Here is a 22,091-nt window from a genome sequence, read left to right as displayed (position 1 = left end):
GCCGGGGGTACTTCTTTTTAGAAGTCCACTGTCGCAGACAGCTCAACGGTACGCGGCGCACCAAGGCCCAGGCTCGACAGCAGCGGCGTGCCCCAATAGGCCTTGTTGGCTACGTTGGTCACGCTGGCGCGCAAGGTCAGCGCACGGCTGGCCACCTGGGTGGCGTAGCGGCTGCCCAGGTCATAGACGGTATACCCCGGAATCGACTGGGTATTGTTGGTGTCGATGTACTGCCAGGATACCGAGGTGGCATTGGCGGTCAATGTCAGGCCGGGTACCAGCGGTGTGTCCCACTCCACCCCCAATTTGCCTTGCAGCTTGGGCAGGCCGGTGGCGGTCTTGCCCTTGTGCTCCCCGGCGGTGATCTTGGGGTCGACATGGGCCACACCGCCCATCAGGCGCACATCCTGCAGCGGCGAGCCGAAAAAGCTCCACTCGACACCACGGTTACGCTGCTCGCCACCAAAGGAGAAGATGTTGCTGACCGGGTCGATGTAACTGTTGGGGCGCTCGATCTGGTACAGGCTCAAGGTGTGGGTGAACTCGCCCAGGTCCACCTTGACCCCGACCTCCTTCTGCTTTGACTTGTAGGGTGCAAACACATCCCCGGCATTCTCTGCCGTCATCGGCGCAGTGGCGCCCTTGCTCAGGCCTTCGATGTAGTTGGCATACAGCGAGACCTGGTCAGTGACCTTGACCAGCAATGCCGCCGCCGGTGTATTGGCCGCCTCGTCATACCCCGGGACGTTGCGTGCGCCGGTTTTGACGTTAAAGGTGTCGGTGCGCACTTGCTGGCGGCGCAAGCCAAGGGTCAGCTGCACCCGATCATCAAGGATCGACAGGGTGTCTGCCAGGCCGTAGCTGGTCAGACGGGTTTCGGAGTGGGCAATATAAGGAAAGTCCCTGGCCGCCGCCGGGCCCCACACCGGGTTGTAAATATTGGTGACCCACTCGGCCCCCGGCACATTTCTGCGCCCGTAGTCCTTTTGCGTATCGCCATAGTGGGTGGCATTCAGGGTCCATTGGTGCTTGATCGCACCCGTTTGCAAATGCCCGCGCACGCCCATCTCCCCGGAGGTTTCTTCCAGGTCCATTTTCAATTGGCCCATCTTGGTCTCAAAGTCACCCGCATCGTTGAATACCGTCGCCAACATCGTGCCGCTGTATTCGTAGTGGGTCTGGCTCATGCCGTAGGCGGCATAGGCCATCAGGCTGTCGGTCAGGTCGTACTCACCGCGGATGATGGCACCCCGGTCCGTTGTCTGCACATAGGCCCAGTCAGGGTTGAGCAGTGTATCGGCCTTGGGCGGTTTGGGCACCGCCACGCCTGGGCCCAGGTTAATGCCACGGTTCTGACCGCGCACACGATCTTCAGCTTCATACAGGTCAGCAGACAGGCGTACACGCTCGCCACGCCAGTCCAGGCCGAGCGAGGTCAGCTCAGCTTTCGGCTTTTGATGGTCGATCGCGCCGTCACCCTCGCGGTACACCCCGTTAAAACGGACACCGAACTGGTTGTCATCGCCAAAACGCCGACCGACGTCCACATGCCCGCCGAACTGCGCATCGGACATATAGGTACCGGTCAGTCGGGTCAACGGCTCATCCCCTGCCCGCTTGGGCACCAGGTTGACGCTGCCGCCCACCGAGCCGCCCGGCGGCATGCCATTGAGCAGGGCCGACGGTCCCTTGAGCACTTCGATGCGCTCGTACATTTCTGGCGAAATCCGGTAGTAAGGCGCCACGCCATACAGGCCGCCGATGCTCACATCGCTGATACTGCTGGCGAAGCCGCGGATCGAGTAGTTCTCGCTGAAGGTGCCGGTCAGGCCGTTGCTGAACACTGCTGGGTCGGTGGCGGCAATCACCTGGGTAATGTTCTGGGCCTGGCGGTCGGCAATGTATTTTTCCGTGTAGCTGATGGTACTGAACGGCGTTTCCATAAAGTCCTTGTTGCCCAGCAGGCCCACCCGGCTGCCATAGGCCACTTGATCACCCGCGTAACTGGGGGGCAAACCGGCAGGTGTGGCCATGTCGCCCTCGACCAGGGTTGCGGGCAGGGTTGAGACGTCGCCGTGTTCTTCTTCGGCCAAACTCTCGGCACAGGCTGTCAGCCCTGTCATGCCCAGGGTCAGGCCAAGGAGCACGGTCTGTACAGCTTTAGCGGTGCGGCTCAAGGCAAAAACTGCGCAGGGTGGCGCAATGCGAGGATGTAGAGGGCGTTTGCTCACGCGAGGACTCCGTTGGTTGAGAGATTGTTTTTTATATGAATCAGAATGCTAGAAATGAAACTAATGAGAATCATTAGGCCTCAATAAAAGGCCTGGCCCGGGCCTGCCCTGCTTTAGCCCTGATAGCCCTTGAGCACGTCGTCGATCAGCAGTTTCAAGGAGGTCGGGCTGGCCCCGGTGACGTACCAGGCCTGGGCATCGACAAAGATCACCCGGCCGTTTTTCCAGGCATTGGTCTGGCGCAACAGTGGGTTGCCCATACTCCGGGCATCCATGACCGGGCGGCCCTCCATCACGGCGGTGCGGTCCACCACATAGATAATGTCGGGGTTGGCCTGCTGAATAAATTCACTGGACACCGGCTGGCCATGCAGGCCGGTTGCACTCGTCGGCCCGGCAGGTTTTACCCCGAGGTCGTTGAAGACAAAGCCGTAACGCGAGTGAACGCCGAAAGCGCTGTAGGCGCCGTTGTTGTGCAACACCACCAGGGCTTTTTCAGGGCGCTCCCGGGTAATGGCCCTGGCCTGCTCGACCTTGGCATCCAGGTCGGCCACTTTTTGCTGCGCCAGCGCCTGCTTGCCAAACACTTGCCCGAGGGTCAGCAGGTGAGCCCGGATAACGTCGATATGCCGCGCCTCGCTGTCGCGATAATCGACATCGAAGTGCAGGGTCGGCGCCATGTCGCTCAGTTCGCCATAGTGGCTGGCCTGCAGCGAGGTGATCAGGATCAGGTCCGGCCGTGCGCCATGTACCCGCTCCAGGTTGGGTTGCACGATGGCCCCCAGGTCCTCAACACCCGGCGCATCCTTGTAGCGGGCAAGAAAGTGCGGGACAAAATCCTTGGGCATGCCCGCCACGGGCACGCCCAACTGATCAAGAAAGTCGACCTCATTCATGTCCAGGGCAACCACCCGTTGTGGCACATGTTCGATCAGGGTGGTGCCCAGTTGGTGCTGCACCCGAACCGCTGCGTACCCTCCCTGCTCTGCCGGTGCGCGGGTGGCTTGCCGGGGCATTTCGCCGCTGCTGTCATTGCACCCTTGCACCGCCAGCGTGGCGGCAATCAACAGGACCAGCGGCCTGAGGCGATAGATGTGATGGAAGGTCATTGCCGTTCTCTTTAGGGGTTGAAGTAGTTGCACAAACGCCCGCGCGGGCCCTGGCTGATGTCGAAGTCCAGCCCGTACAGTTCACCCAGCTGCGCTTCGGTAATCACCTCGTCCACGCTGCCGGCGCACTGCACCGCCCCCGCTTTCATGGCGACGATATGGTCGCTGTAGCTGGCGGCAAAGTTGATGTCATGCACCACCAGAACCACCGTGCGCCCGTGCTCGTCACACAGCCGGCGCAGCGCCCGCATAATCTGCACGGCGTGCTTGATATCGAGGTTGTTGAGGGGTTCGTCGAGCAGCAGGTAGTCGGTCTGCTGGGCGATGGTCATGGCCAGAAACGCCATTTGCCGTTGCCCGCCGCTGAGTTCGTCGAGGTAGGCATGGCGCAGCGGCTGCAGCGACAAAAAGGCGATGGCTTCGTCGATCACCTGGTGGTCCTCGCGGGTCAGGGCGCCCCGGCTGTAGGGGAAGCGCCCGAAGGCGACCAGCTCCTGTACGGTCAGGCGCAGGTTGAAGTCCGGCGACTGGCGCAACGTGGCGACACGCCGGGCGTATTCGCCCACGGGAATGCCCGCCACCGTTCGCCCCTCGAGGCAAACGGTACCGGCGCAGGGTTGCATCAGCCGGGCAATCATCATCAGCAGCGTGGTTTTGCCCGCGCCATTGGGGCCGATCAGCGAGGTCAGGCGTTGCCCCGCAAAGCGGGCATCAACACCTCGCAAAACGGTTTTGCTGCCATAGGCCTTGTGCAGGTTGTGAACGGTGATCATGGCGCTCCTCGGGTACGCACCATCAGCACCAGGAAATATCCGCCACACAGCAGATTGATCAGGATGCCGACCGTGGTTGTGTAGTTGAAAACATGCTCGACCAGCAGCTGGGCGGCGATAAACAGGCCGATGGCAACCGCACTGCCCAGCGCCAGCGTGACCCGGTGCCTGAACGTGCGGGCCAGGGCATAGGTGCTATTGGCGACGAAAATGCCCATAAAGGCCGTTGGTCCCAGCAGGCTGGTCGATACCGCAACCAGGGCCGCGATCAGGGCCAGGTGCAGGCGCACGCTGTGTCGATAGTCGACCCCCAGGGATATCGCCTGGTCACGCCCCAGCGACAGTACGTCGAGGGTGGCCAGGCTCTTGCGCCCCACCAGGGCGACTGCTGCCACCACCAGCGCGCCATACAACAACTGCGGTGATTGCACCCGATTGAACGAGGCCAGGCTGAAGCTCTGCAGTACCGAAAACTCACCGGGGCTGACCTTGAGCTGGACAAACTGGGTAAACGTGCCGATCACCAGGGTCAGCACCAGCCCGACCAGCAGCAGGGTGTACACGTTGCTGTTGCCGTCCCGGAACAGCCAGCGGTGGATCCCCCACGAATAGGCCAGCATCACCACCACGGACAGCAGGAAGTTGCCGTGGATGCCGAGCAACACCACGCTGCTGGTGCCAAGCAACAACACCAGCAAGGCCTGCAACAACAGGTACACGGCCTCGTAGCCCATGATCGCCGGCGTCAGGATGCGGTTGCCGGTCAGGGTCTGGAAGGTGATTGACGACCAGGCGATGCACACGCCACCGATGACCATCGCCCCCAGCCGGGTCAGCCGCCTGGGGATCACATACTCAACGTCCATGCCTGCGCCCAGAAACACAAACACCAGTGCCAGCAGCGTAACGGTGCCCCACACGGCCAGTCGGGGTTGCAGGCGCCTCATCGCTGCCTCCAGATGATCAGCGCGAGAAACAGCACGCCACCCACGCTGCCTGCGGTCAGGCCAATCGGCACCTCGAACGGGTAGATCAGGACGCGCCCGAGAATGTCGCAGGCCAGCAGCAGGCTGGCCCCGCTCAGCGCCACGATGGGCAATGTACGCCCAAGGTTGTCGCCGTAACGCAGCGCCACCAGATTGGGAATCACCAGCCCGACAAAGGGGATCGCGCCCACGCTGATCACCGAGGCCGACACCGTGACCGCCACCAGCAGCAGGCCCAGCGCCACGGTGGCCGGATAGTTCAGACCCAGGCTGGTGGCCATGCCCTCACCCATGCCGACCAGGGTGAAACGGTGTGCATACAGGTAGGTCAGCGCAACGATCGGCAAGATCAGGTAGATGATTTCGTAACTGCCCTGCACCACCCGGGAGAAGTCCCCCAGCAGCCAGCCCTGCATGCTTTGCATGATGTTGTGGCGATAGGCGTAGAACTCGGCGATGGCACTCAAGACGCCGCCATACATCAGGCCGATGACCGGCACCAGCACCGTGTTCTTGAACTGGATGCGGCGAATCAGCAGCACAAACACCAACCCCGCGGCGAAGCAGACTACCAGCGCAAACAGCATGCGTACCGGCACGCTGGCAGCGGGCACCAGGGCCAGCGACAACAGGATGCCAAGCTTGGCGGCATCCAGGCCGCCCGAGGTGGCCGGCTCGACAAACTTGTTGCGCACAAGATGCTGCAGAATCACCCCGCACACCGACAGGCCAACGCCAGTGAGCACCAGTGCGGCCAGACGTGGCAGGCGACTGGCAGTCAAGGTCAGCCAGGCATCCCCCGACCACTCCAGTTGCCGCGCCCCCACCAGCAACGAGGTCACGCAAAGCAAGGCAAATACGGCCAACCCGCCTGCACGCATCAGGCTTGCCCGCCGATACGCCAGCCCTTGGCCACCCGGCGCTGCGCCAGGAAATGGGCATAACGCCCTGCGCCGGCCAGCAATGCCGCCGGCGCTCCCTGCTCGACAACCCGGCCTTGGTCGAGCACCACGATCTGGTCGGCCATAGCAATCGTCGACAGTTGGTGCGCAATCACCACCAGGGTGCGGCGCCCGCGCAGCCTGGCCAGGGTCTGGGCGATCAGTTGTTGGTTGTCGGCATCCAGCGCGGCCGTGGCCTCGTCCACCAACAGGATGGGTGCGTCCTTGATCAGCGCACGCGCAATGCCGATACGCTGACGCTCGCCACCCGACAGCCGCGCCCCGCCCTCGCCGACCTGAGTATCGAGCCCCTGCGGCAAACGCTCGATCAGTTCGCTGACTCCGGCTTGCTGCACTGCGTCAAGGAGTTCGGCGTCACTGGCGGCGGGTTTGCCCAGGCGAATATTGTCGGCAATGCTGCCCTGGAACAGATAACTGTCCTGGAAGATCTGGCTGATCTGAGCGGCCAGTTGAGTGCTGGTTATCTGCCGCACATCCACCCCGCCGATCAGTACGCAGCCCTGGCTTGGGTCATAAAACCGCGCAATCATCCGTACCAGGGTGGTCTTGCCCGAACCGGAGGCGCCAATCAACGCGGTCATGCTGCCCGGTTCGATACGCAGGCTGATGCCCTGCAGCACATCGGGCTGGTCGGGGGCATAGCGCATGCCGAGGCTGCGCAACTCGATTGAAGCATCCGCCGGTTGCTGCGGCTGTTGCGGTTGCACCAGGGGCTGGGCGGCGAACAGGCTCTGCACGGCCGCAAGCTGGCCGCAGGCGCTGCGCAGGATCTCGGCATAGCTGGCCACGTCCAGCAGCGGCTCGATATAGCGACTGGTCAGGACCAGCGCAACGATCACGGCAACCACTGACGCCCCCTGCACCTCCAGGCCCAGCCGCGGGCTGAGCCACAGGGCTGCGGCCACCAGCAGCGCAGCAAAGATCGCCTGCACCACCCAGGCATTGAGTACCACCGAGAGTGACGATTGTACGATCAGCCGCAAGCCAGACTGACGCTGGCGCTCGATGGCTTGTTCGAGCAACCGGGTACTGGCGCCTGCGCCGTTGAACGCGCGCAACACCGACTGGGCCTGGGCAAACTCGACCATGCGCTGGCTGGCCTCGGCAAATTGCCCCTGGAAAGCCCGGTCGCTGCGCCGTCCCAGGCGCGCGCTGAGCCATAAGGCCGCGGTCAAAACCACCAGCCCCAGCAGTGCAATCAGGCCCATTGGCCAGTTCAGCAGCCAGAGCGCAACAACGATTACCAACGGCGTCACCGCCCCGGTGATCACCGGGGTGAATACATGCGCCGGCAACTGGGCCAGGGCCATCATGCCCTGGGTAATCACATGGCCCAGCTGGCGGGTGTTTTGCGCGGTAAACCAGCCCAGGGGCAAGCCTGCCACATGGTCACCGATACGCTGGCGGGCGCCTTGCAACATGACCACGCCCACGGCCACGCCTGCCCTTTCCACGCGGCGCCGCCCGGCCCAGCAGGCGAGCATGCCGGTCAGCGTCAGTGCCAGCCAGAGTGCTGCACCACGCATATCACCAGTGAGCAGACGCCCCAGCACCGGCACCAGGGTGGTCAGGGTCAAACCGCTGAGCAAGCCATAGACCACGGCCAGGCGCAGATAACGATAAAACACCGGCGCGTCGTCGCCCAGCAGCTGTAAAAAGGACTTCAGCATGACGGCACCGCCAGTTGGTCGAGAGTTTGATAGCCGCCCTGCGCCCACAAATGCGCATAGAGGCCGCCGCGGGCGAGCAGTTCAGCGTGATTGCCCTGCTCACACACCTTGGTGTTGTCGAGCACGATGATCTGGTCGGCGTGCATCACGGTGTCGAGCCGGTGGGCGATAACCAGCAGCGTGCGACCCTGGGCAAAGTGCGACAGCGCGTCCTGGATCGCGACTTCGCTTTCGGCGTCGGCTGCCGCCGTGGCTTCGTCCAGCACCAACACAGGCGGGTCGAGCAGCACTGCGCGGGCGATGCTCACCCGCTGCTGCTCGCCACCGGACAACTGCGCGTCTTCACCCACCACTGAGTCATAGCCACGCGGCAAAGCCAGGATGCGCTCATGAATGTTGGCCATGCGCGCAGCGTCCTCGATCTGCTGCTGGCTGGCCGACGGCCTACCCAGGGCAATGTTGGCGCGGACACTGGCGTGGATCAGGCGCACCTCCTGCAAGACAAAACCGATATGCCGGTACAGGGTTGTCGTGTCGAGATCACGCAGGTCCGCGCCGCCCAGGGTGATACGCCCTTGGCTGGGGTCAAAAAAGCGCAGCAGCAGGCGCGCCAGGGTCGACTTGCCAGCACCGGAGCGGCCGACAATGGCGGTGGTGGTGCCCGGTTTGAGCCTCAGGTTGATCGCTGTGAGCACCGGCTGCCCGTGGTCATAGCTGTAGCCGACGTGCTCCAGGCAAATTTCGCTGCCCACAGGCGTGCGCTGCATGCCGGGTGCCGGCTGTTCCAGCACCGGGGTTTGCAGCAGGGCTTGCACGCGGCTGGCGGCAGCCACGCCGTGGTTCAGGTCATGGGTGAGGTAATGCAACAACAGCAGAGGCCCGCACAGCCCGGGGGTAACCAGGGCGAACGGCAGCACCTGCAACGCCGTCATCCAGCCCAGCGCCACAAACAGGCTGCCGAAAACCAGCACCCCACCCAGCACGGTTACGGGCGCGATCATGGCATTGGCATTGGCCATCGACCCCACCAGCGGGCGGGTGAAACCGATAAAAGCGCGGGCAAAGTCATCGACAGCCTCGCGGTAGCTGCCCTGGGCCTTGTCTGCGCCAGCAAATGCCTTGAGCACCGGCATGCCGTTGACGAACGCCACCACGGCATTGTCGATACGGCCCATGCCCGCGACGAACGCCTGCATATTGTGCTCGCTGGCCTTGACAGCCCGGGTGAAAAATATAAAGAAACCGGGAAACGGCAGGATCGAGACCATTGCCAGGCGCCAGTCCAGCGCAAACAGATAGATCAGCGAAATGGCCACGGCACCGCCCGCGCGCCCCACCGTGGTGTAGAAATGCGCAGTGAGGCTGTGCAGCGTATTGATATCGTCCTGTATCGCCTGCTTGACCTCCCCCGCTGCCCGCTGCGTGAACCAGCCCAACGGCACACGGCTCAAGCGCCGCACAATGGCCAGGCGCAGATGATGGGTGATGCGGTTGTCGGCCAGGTGCGCCAGCAACTCGCCCGCCGTGATCAGCAACATGCCAAGGCACAGGCTGGTGACAGCGACCAGTACCGACCACCACAACTGGCCCGGCTCATGTTCGAGGTTGCCCAGCACTGTCTGGCCGATATGGGCAATGGCGGCCAGTGGCACCAGGGTCAGCATGGAGCCGATGGCAGCCAGCATGGCAGCGACGATCAGGCGCCCACGGATAGGGGCCAGCAGCTGGCTGATCGGGCCGCGCACCTTGGGGTTGGCCGAGGCCGAATGAGGAGAGTCCATGACAATCAAGGGTCCGCAAATACACAAAAAGGAAAGACCGGGGGTGTTTCTCAAGGTGCCGGGGCACCGGGATTGGCCCCGGGAATCAGAATACTAATTAGTTGCATGACTATAAACTAATTTGCGAAATCCTGACAAGCCAGCTAAAACACAGCCTTCACCGTTCAAGGATTTGTCATGAAAGCGCCACAACCACCTGCCGCTCGAGGGCGTCCGCGCACCATCACCCGCGAACGCATCGTCGATGCAGGCATCGAAATCGGCTTGCCGAACATCACCTTTGTCGGCGTTGCCGCTGCATTGGGGGTCAGCCATATGGCGCTGTACAAGCACGTTGCCAATCTGGAGGCGCTCAAAAGCATGGTCGCCGAGGAGATCTTCACCCGCTGGCAGATCCCCCGTGCCCAGGCCGACCAGCCGGGTACCCTGAAGGAGTATTTGCTCGGGTTTGCCACCTCGGTGCGGGTGTTCGTCAAGGCCCACCCCGGGCTGACGCCTTATGTGATTCGCAGGCTGGCCGCGACGCAACCGATGCTCACCAAGATCGACGAACATCAGCGCCACATAGCCCAGATCTATGCCATTTCCATAGAAAATGCCCGCTGGCTGCTGGCAACCATTGCCTTCCACGGCATTGCCGTCGCCGACACGGTGTATTCGGTCACCTGCCGCGAACCGCTGCTGGAGGCGGACCGCGCAAGTGAGGAGGCAGAAATGGAAATTGAGCTGGCCCAAGGCATGCGCGCGCTTATCGTCGGTGCGCTGGTGCTGCTTCAAGAAGAAAATCCGGGGCTTGCCCCGCCCGTCAAGACGCCGTCATAACCGCCGTGCCGGCCCCCTGCAATTGACAGGGAACTACTGGGCCAGAGCGGGTCAAACCCAACTCATATCGTTCATGTGATTGAACGCAGGAGTTGGATGATGAGCAGTAAAACGACCCACGGCTGGGCATGGGCCTACAACAAGATTCGCGGCCTGCAGTGCTCCCGGCTAACCTCAGCCTACAGGGCGACCCTGTATGTGCTGCGAGGTGATACGGGCATTTTCCACAGCGATGTCAGCTGGCAAAAAAACCGGATCAGGCGTTAAACACGTAACGATCGAACTTTAAACTTTATGCCCCCTCTATATCTTTAGGGGCATAAGGTCCCTGAATGAGTGTCTTGCTAACTATCGACTGAGGTTAATGACATGCGGATTACATTACCCGTTCTATTACTGGGCATGGTGATATCGCAGGGAGCAATGGCCGCTGGAGATGGATCTGCCGCCGTCGGCGGCGGTGTTGGCGGTGCGCTGGGCAATATTGTCGGCCAACAGCTGGGTGGCTCCACCGGGGCCGCCGTCGGTGCTGGTCTGGGCGGTGCTGCAGGTGGCGCACTCGGCGCGCAAAAAGGCAGTAAAACCGAAGCCGCCATCGGTGGCGGGCTTGGCTCGGCAGGCGGCTCGGTGATCGGCCATCAGTTGGGTGGCTCCACCGGCTCGACCATCGGCGCAGGCGTGGGCGGTGCCGTCGGCGGCGCAGTCGGCAACAACCTGGGCAACGATGGCGACCGCCATCACTCCAATGGCAATGGCAAGGGTAAACACAAGCACAAAAACAAGCACCGCTAACGAGCCCTATAGTTAAGGCCCAAGAGCCCGACCTGATGTCGGGCTTTTTTGTGCCCCGGTGGCCGCTCATCCACCTTGATGACCGGCCATCTGCCATCTGCCGATTCGTCCTACAGGCCAATGGCGGCACTGCTATGCTCGATTTAATCAACAGTCATGGTGCAGTTTTTCTAGACGCTCCGGTACAGGGAAAAAAGGATCGTATGGGAAAACCTTCAGGAAATGGATTCCGGAAACCATTGAATATACGGGGCGAACTCCGAAAAGCCAGACGAGTAGGAACTTAAATAAGGAGATTTAACGTATGACTGCTCAAGAGCAACTCGTTGGCGGATGGACTGTCTACCACAAGCTGACTCCAAAGGATCAGGAAGTATTCAAAGAAGCCCTGACCGGGTTCGTGGGTGTGCAGTACTCACCGGAGCTGGTTTCGACCCAAGTCGTCAATGGCACCAACTATCGCTTCAAATGCACCGCAACACTGCCTGGCTCGCCCGGCACATCATGGCAAGCCATCGTGGAAATCTACGCGCCAATTAATGGCAAACCGCACATTACCCAGATCCATCGGGTCTAAGCGCGTATAAACCCTTCGGGGCGCGCCGCGAGTGCGCCTCGAAGGTTCCTCTGCCACCTCCCGCAAACAAAGGTTTGAAGCACCCGCCCGATACCCCTTACCCTGTGCGTTGAATACCCCCCGCAAGTACCGTCCCTCAAGCCAGATTGCCTGGCCCCGCAGAAGTGTTGAACATGCCCAGCAAACCAGCCGCAGAAAGCCCGATGGCGACTGCAGCAGAGATAGAACACGCCATCCTGACCCTGAACCGAATGGCCGAGCGCCTGTGGGGCGATGGCCGCGAAACTGAGGCCAAGGCCCTGCTCGATGCGCTGGACGCCCTGAACCGGGCGCTGGACCGCATCCGCATTGGCGAAATGGGTCGCGCCGCGACTCTGCACTGAGCACCCGGCGTTTTTTGTAGCCCAAGGCACTTGCACGATCGCCTCGCTGGCGGTAATGCTCGGTCTGACTTCAACAATACCGACAAGGCTGCTATCGCCATGGTGGTGATGCGCCGCGAACTTTGCGACTAGGCTGCACCGGATACACACCTCATATAAAAATAATCGAGTGTCGTGAGCCGCCATGAATATCCTCTACGATGAACGCGTCGACGGCGTACTGCCTGACGTTGATAAAGCCGCCCTGTTGCACGCCTTGCAAACGCGCTTGCCGCAGCTTGAAGTCCTGCATGAGCGTGAACAACTCGCGCCCTACGAGTGCGACGGGCTGTCGGCCTATCGCACCACGCCTCTGCTGGTGGCGTTGCCCCGTCACCTCGACGAGGTGCAAGAGCTGTTGCGCATCTGCCATCAGATGCGCGTGCCGGTGGTCGCACGGGGGGCCGGCACGGGGTTGTCCGGCGGTGCCTTGCCCCTGGAAAAAGGCCTGCTGCTGGTGATGGCGCGCTTTGACAAAATCCTCCATATCGACCCTGGCGCGCGCACTGCACGGGTTCAGCCGGGGGTACGCAACCTGGCGATATCCCAGGCTGCGGCGCCCTTTGGCCTGTACTACGCGCCCGACCCGTCCTCGCAAATCGCCTGCTCAATCGGCGGCAATGTCGCGGAAAACGCCGGTGGCGTGCATTGCCTGAAGTACGGCCTGACCGTCCACAACCTGCTCAGGATCGAGGTACTGACCGTCGACGGCGAACCGCTGACCCTGGGCTCGGACGCGCTCGACGCGCCAGGTTTCGATCTGCTGGCGCTGTTTACCGGCTCCGAAGGCATGCTCGGGGTCATCACCGAGGTGACGGTCAAGCTGCTGCCCAAACCGCAGACCGCCAAGGTGCTGCTGGCGGCCTTCGACAGTGTCGAGCAAGCCGGCCGGGCCGTGGCCGACATCATCGCCGCCGGCATCATCCCCGGCGGCCTGGAGATGATGGATAACCTGGCCATCCGCGCCGCCGAAGACTTTATTCATGCTGGCTACCCTGTTGATGCCCAGGCCATTTTGCTGTGCGAGCTCGATGGCGTTGAGGCCGATGTCCACGACGACTGCAACCGCGTGCGCCAGGTACTGGAGCAGGCGGGTGCCAGCGAAGTCCGCCAGGCCAGGGACGAGGCCGAACGGGTACGTTTCTGGGCCGGACGCAAGAACGCCTTTCCCGCCGTGGGCCGCCTTGCGCCGGATTACTATTGCATGGACGGCACCATTCCGCGCCGGCAACTGGCGGGCGTGCTGCAGGCCATTGCCGCCTTGTCGGCCGCCTACAACCTGCGGGTTGCCAACGTGTTCCACGCCGGTGACGGCAATATGCACCCGCTGATCCTGTTCGATGCCAACCAGCCCGGCGAGCTTGATCGCGCCGAAGCCCTGGGCGGCAAGATCCTTGAGCTGTGCGTGAAAGTCGGGGGCAGCATTACCGGTGAGCACGGCGTGGGTCGCGAAAAGATCAATCAGATGTGCGCGCAGTTCAACAGCGACGAACTGACCCTGTTTCATGCCGTCAAAGCCGCCTTCGACCCTGGTGGCCTGCTCAACCCCGGCAAGAACATCCCGACCCTGCACCGCTGCGCCGAATTCGGCGCCATGCATGTACACGGCGGGCAGTTGCCCTTCCCCGAACTGGAGCGTTTCTGATGCACACGAGCGAGGATCTCGATAACAGCCGCGTGCTGCTGGAGCAGGTCAACCAGGCCCTGCACAGCGGTACTGCGCTGCGCATTCAGGGCGCCAACAGCAAGATGTTCCTGGGCCGCGCCGTGGCCGGCGAAGTGCTCGACACTCGCAGCCATCGCGGTATCGTCAGCTATGACCCCACCGAGCTGGTGATCACCGCCCGTTGCGGCACACCGCTGGCGCAATTGACCCATGTACTGGAGCAGGCACGCCAAATGCTGCCCTGCGAGCCACCCGCCTACGCTGGCGCCACGGTGGGCGGCATGATTGCCAGCGGGCTGTCAGGGCCTCGCCGGCCGTGGGTGGGCTCGGTCAGGGACTATGTGCTGGGCACCCGGGTCATCACCGGGCACGGCAAGCATTTGCGTTTTGGCGGCGAGGTGATGAAAAACGTTGCCGGTTATGATCTGTCACGGCTGATGGCAGGCAGTTACGGCTCTCTTGGGGTGATCACCGAAGTGTCGCTCAAGGTGCTGCCCAAACCACGCCAGTGCCTGAGCATCAGCCTGCAGATGAGCAGCGAACGTGCCCTGCTGCGCCTGGCCGAGTGGGGGCAGCAACCGCTGCCGATCAGCGCCGCCTGCCACGACGGGCAGCGTCTGCACCTGCGCCTTGAGGGCGGTGAAGGCTCGGTGGCAGCCGCCCGTGAGCGGCTGGGCGGCGAACTGCTGGACGGCGCCTTCTGGGCTGATCTGAACGCACAACGCCTGGATTTTTTCGCCGTGGGCTCGCCTCTCTGGCGCCTGTCCCTGCCCAACAACACCCCGGCCCTGGCCTTGCCCGGCCAGCAGTTGATCGATTGGGGCGGCGCCCAGCGCTGGCTCAAGTCGGATGCCGAAGCGAGCTGGATTCGCGCTGTCGTCGCCGAGGTCGGCGGGCATGCCACCTGCTACAGCCACGGCCTTGTCGACAGCCCGTTCCAGCCGCTGCCTGCGGCCCTGCTGCGCTATCAGCGCAGCCTCAAATACCAGCTCGACCCGCAGGGTATTTTCAACCCCGGTCGACTGTACGCGGAGCTTTGAGCCATGCAGACCACCCTGAGCGAACTGGCCCTGCAACTGCCCCGTGCCGCAGAAGCCGAACGCATTCTGCGCACCTGCGTGCATTGCGGCTTCTGTAACGCCACCTGCCCGACCTACCAGTTGCTCGGAGATGAACTGGATGGCCCCAGGGGCAGGATTTACCTGATCAAGCAGGTGCTTGAAGGCAATGCGGTGACACGCAAGACCCAGCAGCATCTGGACCGTTGCCTGTCGTGCCGTAACTGCGAAACCACCTGCCCTTCGGGGGTCGACTACCACAACCTGCTGGATATCGGCCGCGCGCTGGTCGATGCCCGGGTGCCAAGGCCGCTGGCCCAGCGCCTGGTGCGCGAAGGCTTGCGCCGCGTGATAGCCAATGCCGCGCTGTTCAAGGGCCTGATCGGCAGCGGGCAGGTATTGCGCCCCTGGCTGCCCTCCCCCCTGCAGGCCAGGCTGCCGCGCACCCCGCCTGCACCCATCCCCCGCCCGAGCCGCCAGCATGCACGGCTCGTACTGCTGCTCGAAGGTTGCGTGCAACCGGGCCTGTCACCCAACACCAACGCAGCCACGGCCAGCGTGCTCGACCGCTTGGGTATCAGCGTAATCCCGGCGCCGCAAGCCGGGTGCTGCGGTGCCGTGGATTATCATCTGGACGCCCAGGCCGCCGGCCTTGATCGCGCCCGACGCAATATCGATGCCTGGTGGCCGGGGATTGCCCAAGGGGCTGAAGCGATCGTGCAAACCGCCAGCGGCTGCGGTGCCTTTATCAAGGAGTACGGCCACCTGCTCGGCAGCGACCCGGCCTATGCCGAAAAAGCAGCCAGGGTCAGTGCGCTGGCCAGGGACCTGGTGGAAGTGCTGCGCGACGAGCCGCTGGGCACACTTGGCGTGCGCAGCGATCTGCGACTGGCATTCCATTGCCCCTGCACCTTGCAGCACGCGCAAAAACTCGGCGGCGCGGTTGAAGGCGTACTCACTGAGCTGGGCTTCAACCTGAGCGCCGTACCCGACAGCCACCTGTGCTGCGGCTCGGCGGGTACCTATTCACTGACCCAGCCCGAACTGTCCCGGCAACTGCGCGACAACAAACTCAACGCGCTGGAAAGCGGGCACCCGCAGGTCATCGTCACCGCCAATATCGGCTGCCAGGCGCACCTCGACAGCGCTGGCAGAACCCCGGTGCGACACTGGATCGAACTGGTTGCAGAGGCATTGCCCGAGCCTGAAGCGGCGCCATGAAAGTCGGCCGCCATCAAGCCTTGGCGCCTAACCGGGCAAGCACCTCTGCGATCAACGGGTTGGGCCGTCCGGTATTCCAGGCCACGGCGGTGGTGACCACGCTGAGTTTCTGGCTCAGCGCGCGAAACACCACATTGGCAGGGGCCAGTTTTTTCATGGATGCCGGCACCAGCGCAATGCCCTGGCCATAGCTGACAAAAGCAATTTGCGAGGCCACTGAACGCACTTCATGCAGCACCCGCGGGGAAAAACCGCTGGCCCGGCAGGTGGCAATCAAGTTGTCGAAATACACCGGGCTGACCTGGCGCGAAAACATCACCAAAGGTTCATTGGACAAGCTCGACAGGCTGATCCGCGTGCGCGCCGCCAGGGGATGGTCGCTGGGCAGGGCCAGCACCAGGCGATCTTCCAGTAGCGGTACTGACTGGATCGAGGCGCCCAGGTCACCGTCCAGGCGGGCGAACGCCAGATCGATATCGCCCGCTTCCAGCGCCGGCACCGCCTCGACGCTGTCTATTTCCCGCACGGAGACAGTCAGATGCGGGTATGCCTCTTTCAACTGCTCAATCAACCCCGGCAGCACATCAAACATGGCCGTTGAAATCGCACCGATGGTCAGCATCCCCGACTGCCCTCCCAGCGCTTCCTCCACAGCCAGCTCCAGGCGCTCTAGTTGCTCGGCGAACTTGCGCACCGCAGGCAGGATCGCCGCGCCCACCGGGGTCAGCTTGGCGCCGCGGCGTGAGCGCTCGAACAACTTGACCTTGAGCGCCTGTTCCAGCACCTGGATCTGCTCGCTCAGTGGCGGTTGGGACATGCCGAGGCGCTTGGCGGCACGGCCGAAATTCTGCTCTTCGGCCACGGCCAGAAACAGCCACAGATGCCGGATCAGGCGAAAATTGATCATGCTTCATCCATAGGTTAAACATATGCAAGTCTTACGTTAACAGGAATATACCTATCAAACAGCCTCGCTGACACTGGCTGCCTTAATGACCGGAGGGCAGCGCAATGACTCAACCCAGCAACACCTTGCTCGAACGCCTGGCGGCACTGGATACCAACACGGTATCCGATGCCCTGGATTTCCTCGGCCTGGCAGGTGCCACCGTGGGGCTGCGGCCCCTGTGGAACTGTCCGAAAATTGTCGGCCGCGCCAGCACCGTGTTGCTGGCAGCCCAGTGCGAAAAGGCCTCCAGCGCGCACCTGATCACCCCCGTGGTCGCACAGATCAACAGTGCTGACCGGGTGCTGGTGATCGCAGGCGGTCTCGAAGGCATCTCCTGCTGGGGCGATATCCTCGCCAACGCCGCCACGGCAAAACAACTGCGGGGCACCGTGATCGACGGTTGCAGCCGGGATATCGACGGCAGTGCCGCCATCGGTTACCCGGTGTATGGCCGTGGCGTGACCATGATCAGCGCACGCAACCGCGTGCGGCAGATCGGTGCCGGGGTCACTATCACCGTGGCAGGCGTGGCCGTCAGTGAAGACGACTATGTGATCGCCGACAACTGCGGCACGGTATTTGTGCCTCAGGGCCATATCGAGCAAGTCATCGAGCTTGGCGAGCGTATCGCCCACCGCCAGGAAGGCATGCTGCAGGCTGTGCGCAGCGGTTGCTCGGTGGCTGAGGTCATGCACGACGCACAGTTCGACGCCATTGCCCCGGAGCACGCCTGATGAACCTTGATGACAAAGCACTGGTGGCCCTGTTTGACGGCCTCGACACCCCTGCTGTTTCCGATGCCCTGGACAAGCTCGGCCTGCCCGGCCAATGCCTGGGCATCGCGCCGCTGGGCAACTACAGCCAGGTGGTCGTCGGCCCGGCATTTACCGTGCAGTACGTTGCCGCCAGTGTGCCTGCCGGCACCGTAGGCGACTTTATCGACGCCGTGCTACCAGGTGATGTGGTGGTGATCGACAATGCCGGACGTACCGACTGCACCGTGTGGGGCGACATCATGACCCAGTACGCCGGCAACCGGCATATCGCCGCCACGGTGATCGACGGTGTATGCCGTGACGTCAACAAGGCGCTGGGCGACGGTTATCCGATCTTCAGCCGGGGCCGCTTTATGCGCACCGGCAAAGACCGTGTGCAGGTGCAGTCGCTCAACCAGCCCGTGTCCATTGGCACGGCGCGGGTTTGCGCCCGCGATATCGTGGTTGCCGATGCCAATGGCGTGGTCATCGTGCCCCGTGCCCGGGCCGCTGAAGTGGCAGCCTGTGCGCGCCAGATCGAGCGGGTCGAAGCCGATATCCGTGGCCTTATCGGCCAAGGCCAGACCCTTGAAAGCGCCCGGGCCGCCCTGGGGTATCACAACCTGCAGAGGAAAGCCTGATGAACCCTTACTACCAACGGGCTAAAGCGCTGGGCAGCTCGACGCTCTATGAGGCTTCGCATCTGCCTTGCGCCGTGGACAGTGATATCCGCCCGATCTGGGAAGGCGCCTTTATCGCCGCCCCGGCTTACCCGCTGCAGTGTTCACCGGGTGACAACCTGGCCTTGCATCTGGCCCTGGAGCGCGCCCCGCGTGGCAGCGTGCTGGTGGTGGGCACCGGTCACTTTATGGCCGGCTACTGGGGCGAGGTACTTACCGTTGCGGCACAAGCCGCCGGGGTGGCGGGCCTGGTCATCGATGGCGGGGTTCGTGATATCGCGGCCCTGAAAAAGCATCAATTCCCGGTCTTTGCCCGGGGCATTTCGGTCAGGGGCACGCTCAAGACCAGCGCCCCGTCCGTGGGACAGGCTTTCCATTTCGCCGGTGTCCCTGTTGCGCCGGGGGATTGGGTGGTGGCCGACGACGATGGCGTCATCATCATTCCCCATGCACAAATGGCGCGCACCCTGGCCGAAGGCGAAGCGCGTGCCGACAAGGAAGCCCACATGATGCAGGCATTGAGTGAAGGCCGTACCACCCTTGAACTGATGAACCTGACCGAATGGAGAAGCCGCGTATGACCGACGATATCCAACGGCTCAACCGGCGCCTGGCCAGCGCACAGCCTTCGGCGACCTACCGGATCATCGACCGCGTGGCTGAGCGTCGGGCACAAGGTGCGCAGATCATCTCCCTGTGCGCGGGCGAACCGGACTTCGACACCCCGGAACATGTGCGTGCCGCTGCGTTCCAGGCCATTGAACAGGGGCACACCCGCTACACCCAGGTCGCCGGTGTGCGCTCACTGAGAGAAGCGGTGGCGGCCAAGTTTCGTCGCGAAAATGCCCTGGATGTCAGCTGGCAGGACACCCTGGTCTGCAACGGAGGCAAGCAGGTGATCTATAACGCCCTGGCCGCGACCCTCAATGAGGGTGACCAGGTCATAGTCCCGGCGCCGTATTGGGTCAGCTACCCTGAAATCGTGCAGTTGTGCGGCGGCGAACCGCACATCGTGACCTGTGACGCGGCCAGCGGTTTCAAGCTCACCGCCCAATTGCTCGCCGCTGCAATTACCCCGCAGACCCGCTGGCTGATCCTGAATTCGCCCTCCAACCCCACCGGCGCCGTGTATAGCCGCGACGAACTGCGCGAGCTGGCTGACGTGCTGCTGGCCCACCCCCATGTGCTGATCCTGGCCGACGATATCTATGAACACCTGATCTTCGATGATCAATGGTTCTACACCCTGGCCCAGGTAGAGCCCCGGCTGGCGGCGCGTACCCTGACCATGAACGGTGTGTCCAAGGCCTACGCCATGACCGGCTGGCGCATCGGTTTTGCCACCGGCCCGCGCTGGCTGCTGCAGGCGATGGAAACGCTGCAGGGCCAGCAGACTTCGGGGGCCTGCGCGGTCTCGCAACAGGCCGCGCTGGCGGCACTGGAGGGGCCAAAGGACTTTATCCATGCCAGTCGCGCGGCGTTCCAGCGCCGTCGTGACCTGATGGTCGAACGGCTCAACGCCATCGGCCTGGAGTGCTTTAGCCCGGCCGGCGCTTTCTACGCATTCGCCTCATGTGCCAGCTTGATCGGCCGCACCTCGCCAGCAGGCCGGGTGCTGCACACCGACGAAGATGTTGCCCTGGCCCTGCTCGACGAAGCCAATGTGGCCGTGGTGCAGGGCAGCGCCTTTGGCCTGGGGCCGTATCTGCGCATTGCCTATGCGCTGGATGAAAGGTCCTTGCACAAGGCTTGCGAGGCGATCAGCGGGTTTTGCCAAGCCGTGCGTTAACTCGCCGCCTGTTGTGGGAGTCGGGCCTTTACGCGATGGCGGCTCCCACAGGTTTGGCGGTCACCGTGTGAGGCGCATCGTTAATGGCTCGACACTCGCCAAAGCTGATCCACCCGTGTCGTATAACTCTGGCTCATCATTTCCCGGCGCATACCCCAGTCCGGCTTGCCCGGCACGCTGGCTGCCCGCAGTGTGCCCCTGCCCCAGCGGCCATTGATGGCGTCCAGCACCGCCATCACCCGTGAAGCCTCTGCCGGTTGATTGACGGCAAACAGATCATCGGAAAACTCCCCCGGCTGACGCAGGTCCAGCAGCATGACCTCGGCCTTGCTGTATCTGAAGCCTGGCTGGAACACATGCGCCACAGCATCCACTGCCGCCCGGGTAAGCAGCCGCACATCATCGGTGGGGTATGGCAGGGTCACCACCACGCCCTTGGCATACTTCGCTTCGTCCGGGTTGAACATGCCGGTGCGAATGCTGACGCGCACCTTTTTGCAGTACGATTTCTGTGCCCTGAGCTTTTCCGAGGCGCGCATCATGTAGGTGGCCACGGCTTCCTTGATCGGCGCCAGCTCGGTCAAGCGCTTGCCGAACATGCGGCTGCAGCAGATTTCCTGTTTGGGCGGATCGGGCTCGTCCAGTTCCAGGCAGGCCGTGCCCGATAGCTCACGCGCGGTTTTCTCAATCACCACGCTGAACTTTTTTCGCAATGACCACGGATCAGCTTTGGCCAGGTCCATCGCCGTCTTGATGCCCATGCCTTCCAGGTGCGCGGTCATGCGCCGCCCTACCCCCCAGACTTCCGAGACTGCGGTGTTGCGCAACACCCAGTCGCGTTCATGGTCGCCACACAGGTTGACCACGCCACCGGTGTGCGCCTGCAAGCGCTTGGCCGTGTGGTTGGCCAGTTTGGCCAGGGTCTTGGTATGGGCAATGCCGACCCCCACCGGAATGCCCGTGCATTGCAGAATGCGGCTGCGCAACTGGCGCCCCATCGCGGTGGCGTCAACGATGCCGCTGAGATCGGCAAAGGACTCATCGATGCTGTACACCTCCACGGCAGGCAGCATCGACTCGATCAGGCTCATGACCCGTTCGCTCATGTCGCCATACAGCGCATAGTTGGACGAGAACGCCACGATCCCCAACTGCTCGAGGCGATCCTTGATCTGGAAATACGGCTCGCCCATCTTCACATGGGGCTTGGCGTCATAACTGCGGGCGATCACGCAGCCGTCGTTGTTGCTCAGCACCACAATGGGCACTTTGGCCAGGTCCGGGCGGAACACCCGCTCGCAGCTGGCGTAAAAGCTGTTGCAGTCGATCAGCGCGAAAACCGGCGCAGACTTAGTGGCCATGACTGCGCACGGTGTAGGTAATCACGCCCCAGACTGTCAGCTCATCGCCTTCCAGTACATAACGGTCGGGGTACTTGGGGTTTTCGGATTGCAGCACCACACTCTTGCCGCGCAGGCACAAACGCTTGCAGATCGGATCGTTATTGAGCAGCGCCACCACCACATGACCGTGGCCGGGCTCGATGGCGCGGTCCACCACCGCCAGGTCGCCGGAATAAATCCCCACACCCTGCATGCTGTCGCCATCGATGCGCACCAGGTACACATGGGGCGCACGGATACCGAGCAGCTCATCAAGGGAAATCTCCTTCTCGATATGATCCGCCGCCGGCGACGGAAAACCGGCGGGGACTTTGAAGGAGCAAAGTGGCAGGCGAACGCCATCTGCAGCAATGGGACCGAGGGAAGTGAAGCTCATGACGCACGCCTTACGATAACTGTATGAACGTACAGTTAACTGCGTAGGACTATTCTGGTCAATTTATCT

At 62.7% G+C, this 22,091-nt stretch carries 22 protein-coding genes; 12 read left to right on the top strand and 10 right to left on the bottom strand.

Features of this window, described 5'->3' with window-relative positions; translation table 11 throughout:
- Positions 1-17 precede the first annotated feature (17 nt).
- From AB3G35_RS14345 to AB3G35_RS14315, 7 genes are all read right to left on the bottom strand, one after another.
- Positions 18-2,231, bottom strand: a complete 2,214-nt coding sequence (locus AB3G35_RS14345; RefSeq protein WP_369781666.1) for a TonB-dependent receptor — start codon at positions 2,229-2,231, stop codon at positions 18-20.
- 113 nt (positions 2,232-2,344) lie between these two features.
- On the bottom strand, positions 2,345-3,340 hold the full coding sequence (locus AB3G35_RS14340; RefSeq protein ID WP_095041016.1) for a siderophore ABC transporter substrate-binding protein: 996 nt from the start codon (positions 3,338-3,340) through the stop codon (positions 2,345-2,347).
- Positions 3,341-3,351: 11 nt separating this feature from the next.
- Positions 3,352-4,113 (bottom strand): ABC transporter ATP-binding protein, encoded by a 762-nt coding sequence (locus tag AB3G35_RS14335; protein WP_086797038.1) that lies wholly within the window; start codon positions 4,111-4,113, stop codon positions 3,352-3,354.
- Positions 4,110-5,060: an iron chelate uptake ABC transporter family permease subunit gene (locus AB3G35_RS14330; protein ID WP_369781665.1), complete on the bottom strand. Its 951-nt coding sequence runs from the start codon at positions 5,058-5,060 to the stop codon at positions 4,110-4,112. The genes AB3G35_RS14335 and AB3G35_RS14330 overlap by 4 nt, the downstream gene beginning before the upstream one ends.
- On the bottom strand, positions 5,057-5,980 hold the full coding sequence (locus AB3G35_RS14325) for an ABC transporter permease (protein ID WP_369781664.1): 924 nt from the start codon (positions 5,978-5,980) through the stop codon (positions 5,057-5,059). The genes AB3G35_RS14330 and AB3G35_RS14325 overlap by 4 nt, the downstream gene beginning before the upstream one ends.
- A complete protein-coding gene (locus AB3G35_RS14320; protein ID WP_369781663.1) occupies positions 5,980-7,731 on the bottom strand; it encodes an ABC transporter ATP-binding protein in 1,752 nt (583 codons plus the stop codon). Before AB3G35_RS14320 ends, AB3G35_RS14325 begins: the two co-directional genes overlap by 1 nt.
- Positions 7,725-9,512 carry an ABC transporter ATP-binding protein gene (locus AB3G35_RS14315; protein WP_369781662.1) on the bottom strand — a complete coding sequence of 596 codons (1,788 nt, stop codon included), beginning with the start codon at positions 9,510-9,512 and terminating at the stop codon, positions 7,725-7,727. Before AB3G35_RS14315 ends, AB3G35_RS14320 begins: the two co-directional genes overlap by 7 nt.
- A 177-nt stretch (positions 9,513-9,689) precedes the next feature.
- On the opposite strand from AB3G35_RS14315, the gene AB3G35_RS14310 reads away from it, so the two are divergent.
- From AB3G35_RS14310 to glcF, 8 genes are all read left to right on the top strand, one after another.
- Positions 9,690-10,334: a TetR/AcrR family transcriptional regulator gene (locus AB3G35_RS14310; RefSeq protein ID WP_083369506.1), complete on the top strand. Its 645-nt coding sequence runs from the start codon at positions 9,690-9,692 to the stop codon at positions 10,332-10,334.
- A gap of 99 nt (positions 10,335-10,433) precedes the next feature.
- Entirely contained in the window at positions 10,434-10,601 is a 168-nt protein-coding gene (locus AB3G35_RS14305) for a hypothetical protein (RefSeq protein WP_016780811.1), read from the top strand.
- Between the two features lie 102 nt (positions 10,602-10,703).
- Positions 10,704-11,126, top strand: coding sequence for a YMGG-like glycine zipper-containing protein (locus AB3G35_RS14300; RefSeq protein WP_086797028.1), 423 nt, complete (start codon positions 10,704-10,706; stop codon positions 11,124-11,126).
- A 304-nt stretch (positions 11,127-11,430) separates the two neighbouring features.
- On the top strand, positions 11,431-11,703 hold the full coding sequence (locus AB3G35_RS14295; protein WP_086797026.1) for a hypothetical protein: 273 nt from the start codon (positions 11,431-11,433) through the stop codon (positions 11,701-11,703).
- Positions 11,704-11,876: 173 nt separating this feature from the next.
- On the top strand, positions 11,877-12,086 hold the full coding sequence (locus AB3G35_RS14290) for a hypothetical protein (protein ID WP_016780808.1): 210 nt from the start codon (positions 11,877-11,879) through the stop codon (positions 12,084-12,086).
- A 184-nt stretch (positions 12,087-12,270) separates the two neighbouring features.
- Positions 12,271-13,770 (top strand): glycolate oxidase subunit GlcD, encoded by a 1,500-nt coding sequence (gene glcD, locus AB3G35_RS14285; protein ID WP_369781661.1) that lies wholly within the window; start codon positions 12,271-12,273, stop codon positions 13,768-13,770.
- The gene (gene glcE / locus AB3G35_RS14280; RefSeq protein ID WP_369781660.1) at positions 13,770-14,831 is read left to right on the top strand and encodes a glycolate oxidase subunit GlcE; all 1,062 of its coding nucleotides are present in this window, start codon (positions 13,770-13,772) and stop codon (positions 14,829-14,831) included. Before glcD ends, glcE begins: the two co-directional genes overlap by 1 nt.
- Positions 14,832-14,834: 3 nt before the next feature.
- On the top strand, positions 14,835-16,070 hold the full coding sequence (gene glcF, locus AB3G35_RS14275) for a glycolate oxidase subunit GlcF (RefSeq protein WP_369781659.1): 1,236 nt from the start codon (positions 14,835-14,837) through the stop codon (positions 16,068-16,070).
- Positions 16,071-16,083: 13 nt separating this feature from the next.
- Here the strand turns inward: glcF and AB3G35_RS14270 are convergent, their stop codons facing one another.
- Entirely contained in the window at positions 16,084-16,977 is an 894-nt protein-coding gene (locus tag AB3G35_RS14270) for a LysR family transcriptional regulator (RefSeq protein WP_106115947.1), read from the bottom strand.
- A 104-nt stretch (positions 16,978-17,081) separates the two neighbouring features.
- Here AB3G35_RS14270 and AB3G35_RS14265 point away from each other — a divergent pair, with 104 nt between their 5' ends.
- From AB3G35_RS14265 to AB3G35_RS14250, 4 genes are read left to right on the top strand one after another with little or no spacing between them, the layout of a single operon-like run.
- Positions 17,082-17,753: an RraA family protein gene (locus AB3G35_RS14265; RefSeq protein ID WP_095041006.1), complete on the top strand. Its 672-nt coding sequence runs from the start codon at positions 17,082-17,084 to the stop codon at positions 17,751-17,753.
- Entirely contained in the window at positions 17,753-18,415 is a 663-nt protein-coding gene (locus AB3G35_RS14260; RefSeq protein ID WP_016780802.1) for an RraA family protein, read from the top strand. The genes AB3G35_RS14265 and AB3G35_RS14260 overlap by 1 nt, the downstream gene beginning before the upstream one ends.
- Positions 18,415-19,035: an RraA family protein gene (locus AB3G35_RS14255; protein ID WP_369781658.1), complete on the top strand. Its 621-nt coding sequence runs from the start codon at positions 18,415-18,417 to the stop codon at positions 19,033-19,035. The genes AB3G35_RS14260 and AB3G35_RS14255 overlap by 1 nt, the downstream gene beginning before the upstream one ends.
- On the top strand, positions 19,032-20,243 hold the full coding sequence (locus AB3G35_RS14250) for a pyridoxal phosphate-dependent aminotransferase (protein WP_106115949.1): 1,212 nt from the start codon (positions 19,032-19,034) through the stop codon (positions 20,241-20,243). Before AB3G35_RS14255 ends, AB3G35_RS14250 begins: the two co-directional genes overlap by 4 nt.
- Before the next feature lie 80 nt (positions 20,244-20,323).
- Here AB3G35_RS14250 and umuC read toward each other — a convergent pair whose 3' ends face one another.
- Positions 20,324-21,604 carry a translesion error-prone DNA polymerase V subunit UmuC gene (gene umuC / locus AB3G35_RS14245; protein ID WP_095004833.1) on the bottom strand — a complete coding sequence of 427 codons (1,281 nt, stop codon included), beginning with the start codon at positions 21,602-21,604 and terminating at the stop codon, positions 20,324-20,326.
- Positions 21,594-22,022: a LexA family transcriptional regulator gene (locus tag AB3G35_RS14240; RefSeq protein ID WP_016780798.1), complete on the bottom strand. Its 429-nt coding sequence runs from the start codon at positions 22,020-22,022 to the stop codon at positions 21,594-21,596. Before AB3G35_RS14240 ends, umuC begins: the two co-directional genes overlap by 11 nt.
- Between the last annotated feature and the right edge of the window lie 69 nt (positions 22,023-22,091).

This window comes from Pseudomonas sp. WC2401, assembly GCF_041200115.1.
GTDB classification, from domain to species: domain Bacteria; phylum Pseudomonadota; class Gammaproteobacteria; order Pseudomonadales; family Pseudomonadaceae; genus Aquipseudomonas; species Aquipseudomonas fragi.
The sequence above is the reverse complement of the archived record's forward strand: the minus strand, read 5'-3'. Positions and strand labels throughout refer to the sequence as shown.

What these genes read in the sequence shown, in the direction of transcription:
- AB3G35_RS14340 (WP_095041016.1), bottom strand. Translation starts at nt 3,340, where the DNA reads ATGACCTTCCATCACATCTATCGCCTCAGGCCGCTGGTCCTGTTGATT.
- AB3G35_RS14335 (WP_086797038.1), bottom strand. Translation starts at nt 4,113, where the DNA reads ATGATCACCGTTCACAACCTGCACAAGGCCTATGGCAGCAAAACCGTT.
- AB3G35_RS14330 (WP_369781665.1), bottom strand. Translation starts at nt 5,060, where the DNA reads ATGAGGCGCCTGCAACCCCGACTGGCCGTGTGGGGCACCGTTACGCTG.
- AB3G35_RS14325 (WP_369781664.1), bottom strand. Translation starts at nt 5,980, where the DNA reads ATGCGTGCAGGCGGGTTGGCCGTATTTGCCTTGCTTTGCGTGACCTCG.
- AB3G35_RS14320 (WP_369781663.1), bottom strand. Translation starts at nt 7,731, where the DNA reads ATGCTGAAGTCCTTTTTACAGCTGCTGGGCGACGACGCGCCGGTGTTT.
- AB3G35_RS14315 (WP_369781662.1), bottom strand. Translation starts at nt 9,512, where the DNA reads ATGGACTCTCCTCATTCGGCCTCGGCCAACCCCAAGGTGCGCGGCCCG.
- AB3G35_RS14310 (WP_083369506.1), top strand. Translation starts at nt 9,690, where the DNA reads ATGAAAGCGCCACAACCACCTGCCGCTCGAGGGCGTCCGCGCACCATC.
- AB3G35_RS14305 (WP_016780811.1), top strand. Translation starts at nt 10,434, where the DNA reads ATGAGCAGTAAAACGACCCACGGCTGGGCATGGGCCTACAACAAGATT.
- AB3G35_RS14300 (WP_086797028.1), top strand. Translation starts at nt 10,704, where the DNA reads ATGCGGATTACATTACCCGTTCTATTACTGGGCATGGTGATATCGCAG.
- AB3G35_RS14295 (WP_086797026.1), top strand. Translation starts at nt 11,431, where the DNA reads ATGACTGCTCAAGAGCAACTCGTTGGCGGATGGACTGTCTACCACAAG.
- AB3G35_RS14290 (WP_016780808.1), top strand. Translation starts at nt 11,877, where the DNA reads ATGCCCAGCAAACCAGCCGCAGAAAGCCCGATGGCGACTGCAGCAGAG.
- glcD (WP_369781661.1), top strand. Translation starts at nt 12,271, where the DNA reads ATGAATATCCTCTACGATGAACGCGTCGACGGCGTACTGCCTGACGTT.
- glcE (WP_369781660.1), top strand. Translation starts at nt 13,770, where the DNA reads ATGCACACGAGCGAGGATCTCGATAACAGCCGCGTGCTGCTGGAGCAG.
- glcF (WP_369781659.1), top strand. Translation starts at nt 14,835, where the DNA reads ATGCAGACCACCCTGAGCGAACTGGCCCTGCAACTGCCCCGTGCCGCA.
- AB3G35_RS14270 (WP_106115947.1), bottom strand. Translation starts at nt 16,977, where the DNA reads ATGATCAATTTTCGCCTGATCCGGCATCTGTGGCTGTTTCTGGCCGTG.
- AB3G35_RS14265 (WP_095041006.1), top strand. Translation starts at nt 17,082, where the DNA reads ATGACTCAACCCAGCAACACCTTGCTCGAACGCCTGGCGGCACTGGAT.
- AB3G35_RS14260 (WP_016780802.1), top strand. Translation starts at nt 17,753, where the DNA reads ATGAACCTTGATGACAAAGCACTGGTGGCCCTGTTTGACGGCCTCGAC.
- AB3G35_RS14255 (WP_369781658.1), top strand. Translation starts at nt 18,415, where the DNA reads ATGAACCCTTACTACCAACGGGCTAAAGCGCTGGGCAGCTCGACGCTC.
- AB3G35_RS14250 (WP_106115949.1), top strand. Translation starts at nt 19,032, where the DNA reads ATGACCGACGATATCCAACGGCTCAACCGGCGCCTGGCCAGCGCACAG.
- umuC (WP_095004833.1), bottom strand. Translation starts at nt 21,604, where the DNA reads ATGGCCACTAAGTCTGCGCCGGTTTTCGCGCTGATCGACTGCAACAGC.
- AB3G35_RS14240 (WP_016780798.1), bottom strand. Translation starts at nt 22,022, where the DNA reads ATGAGCTTCACTTCCCTCGGTCCCATTGCTGCAGATGGCGTTCGCCTG.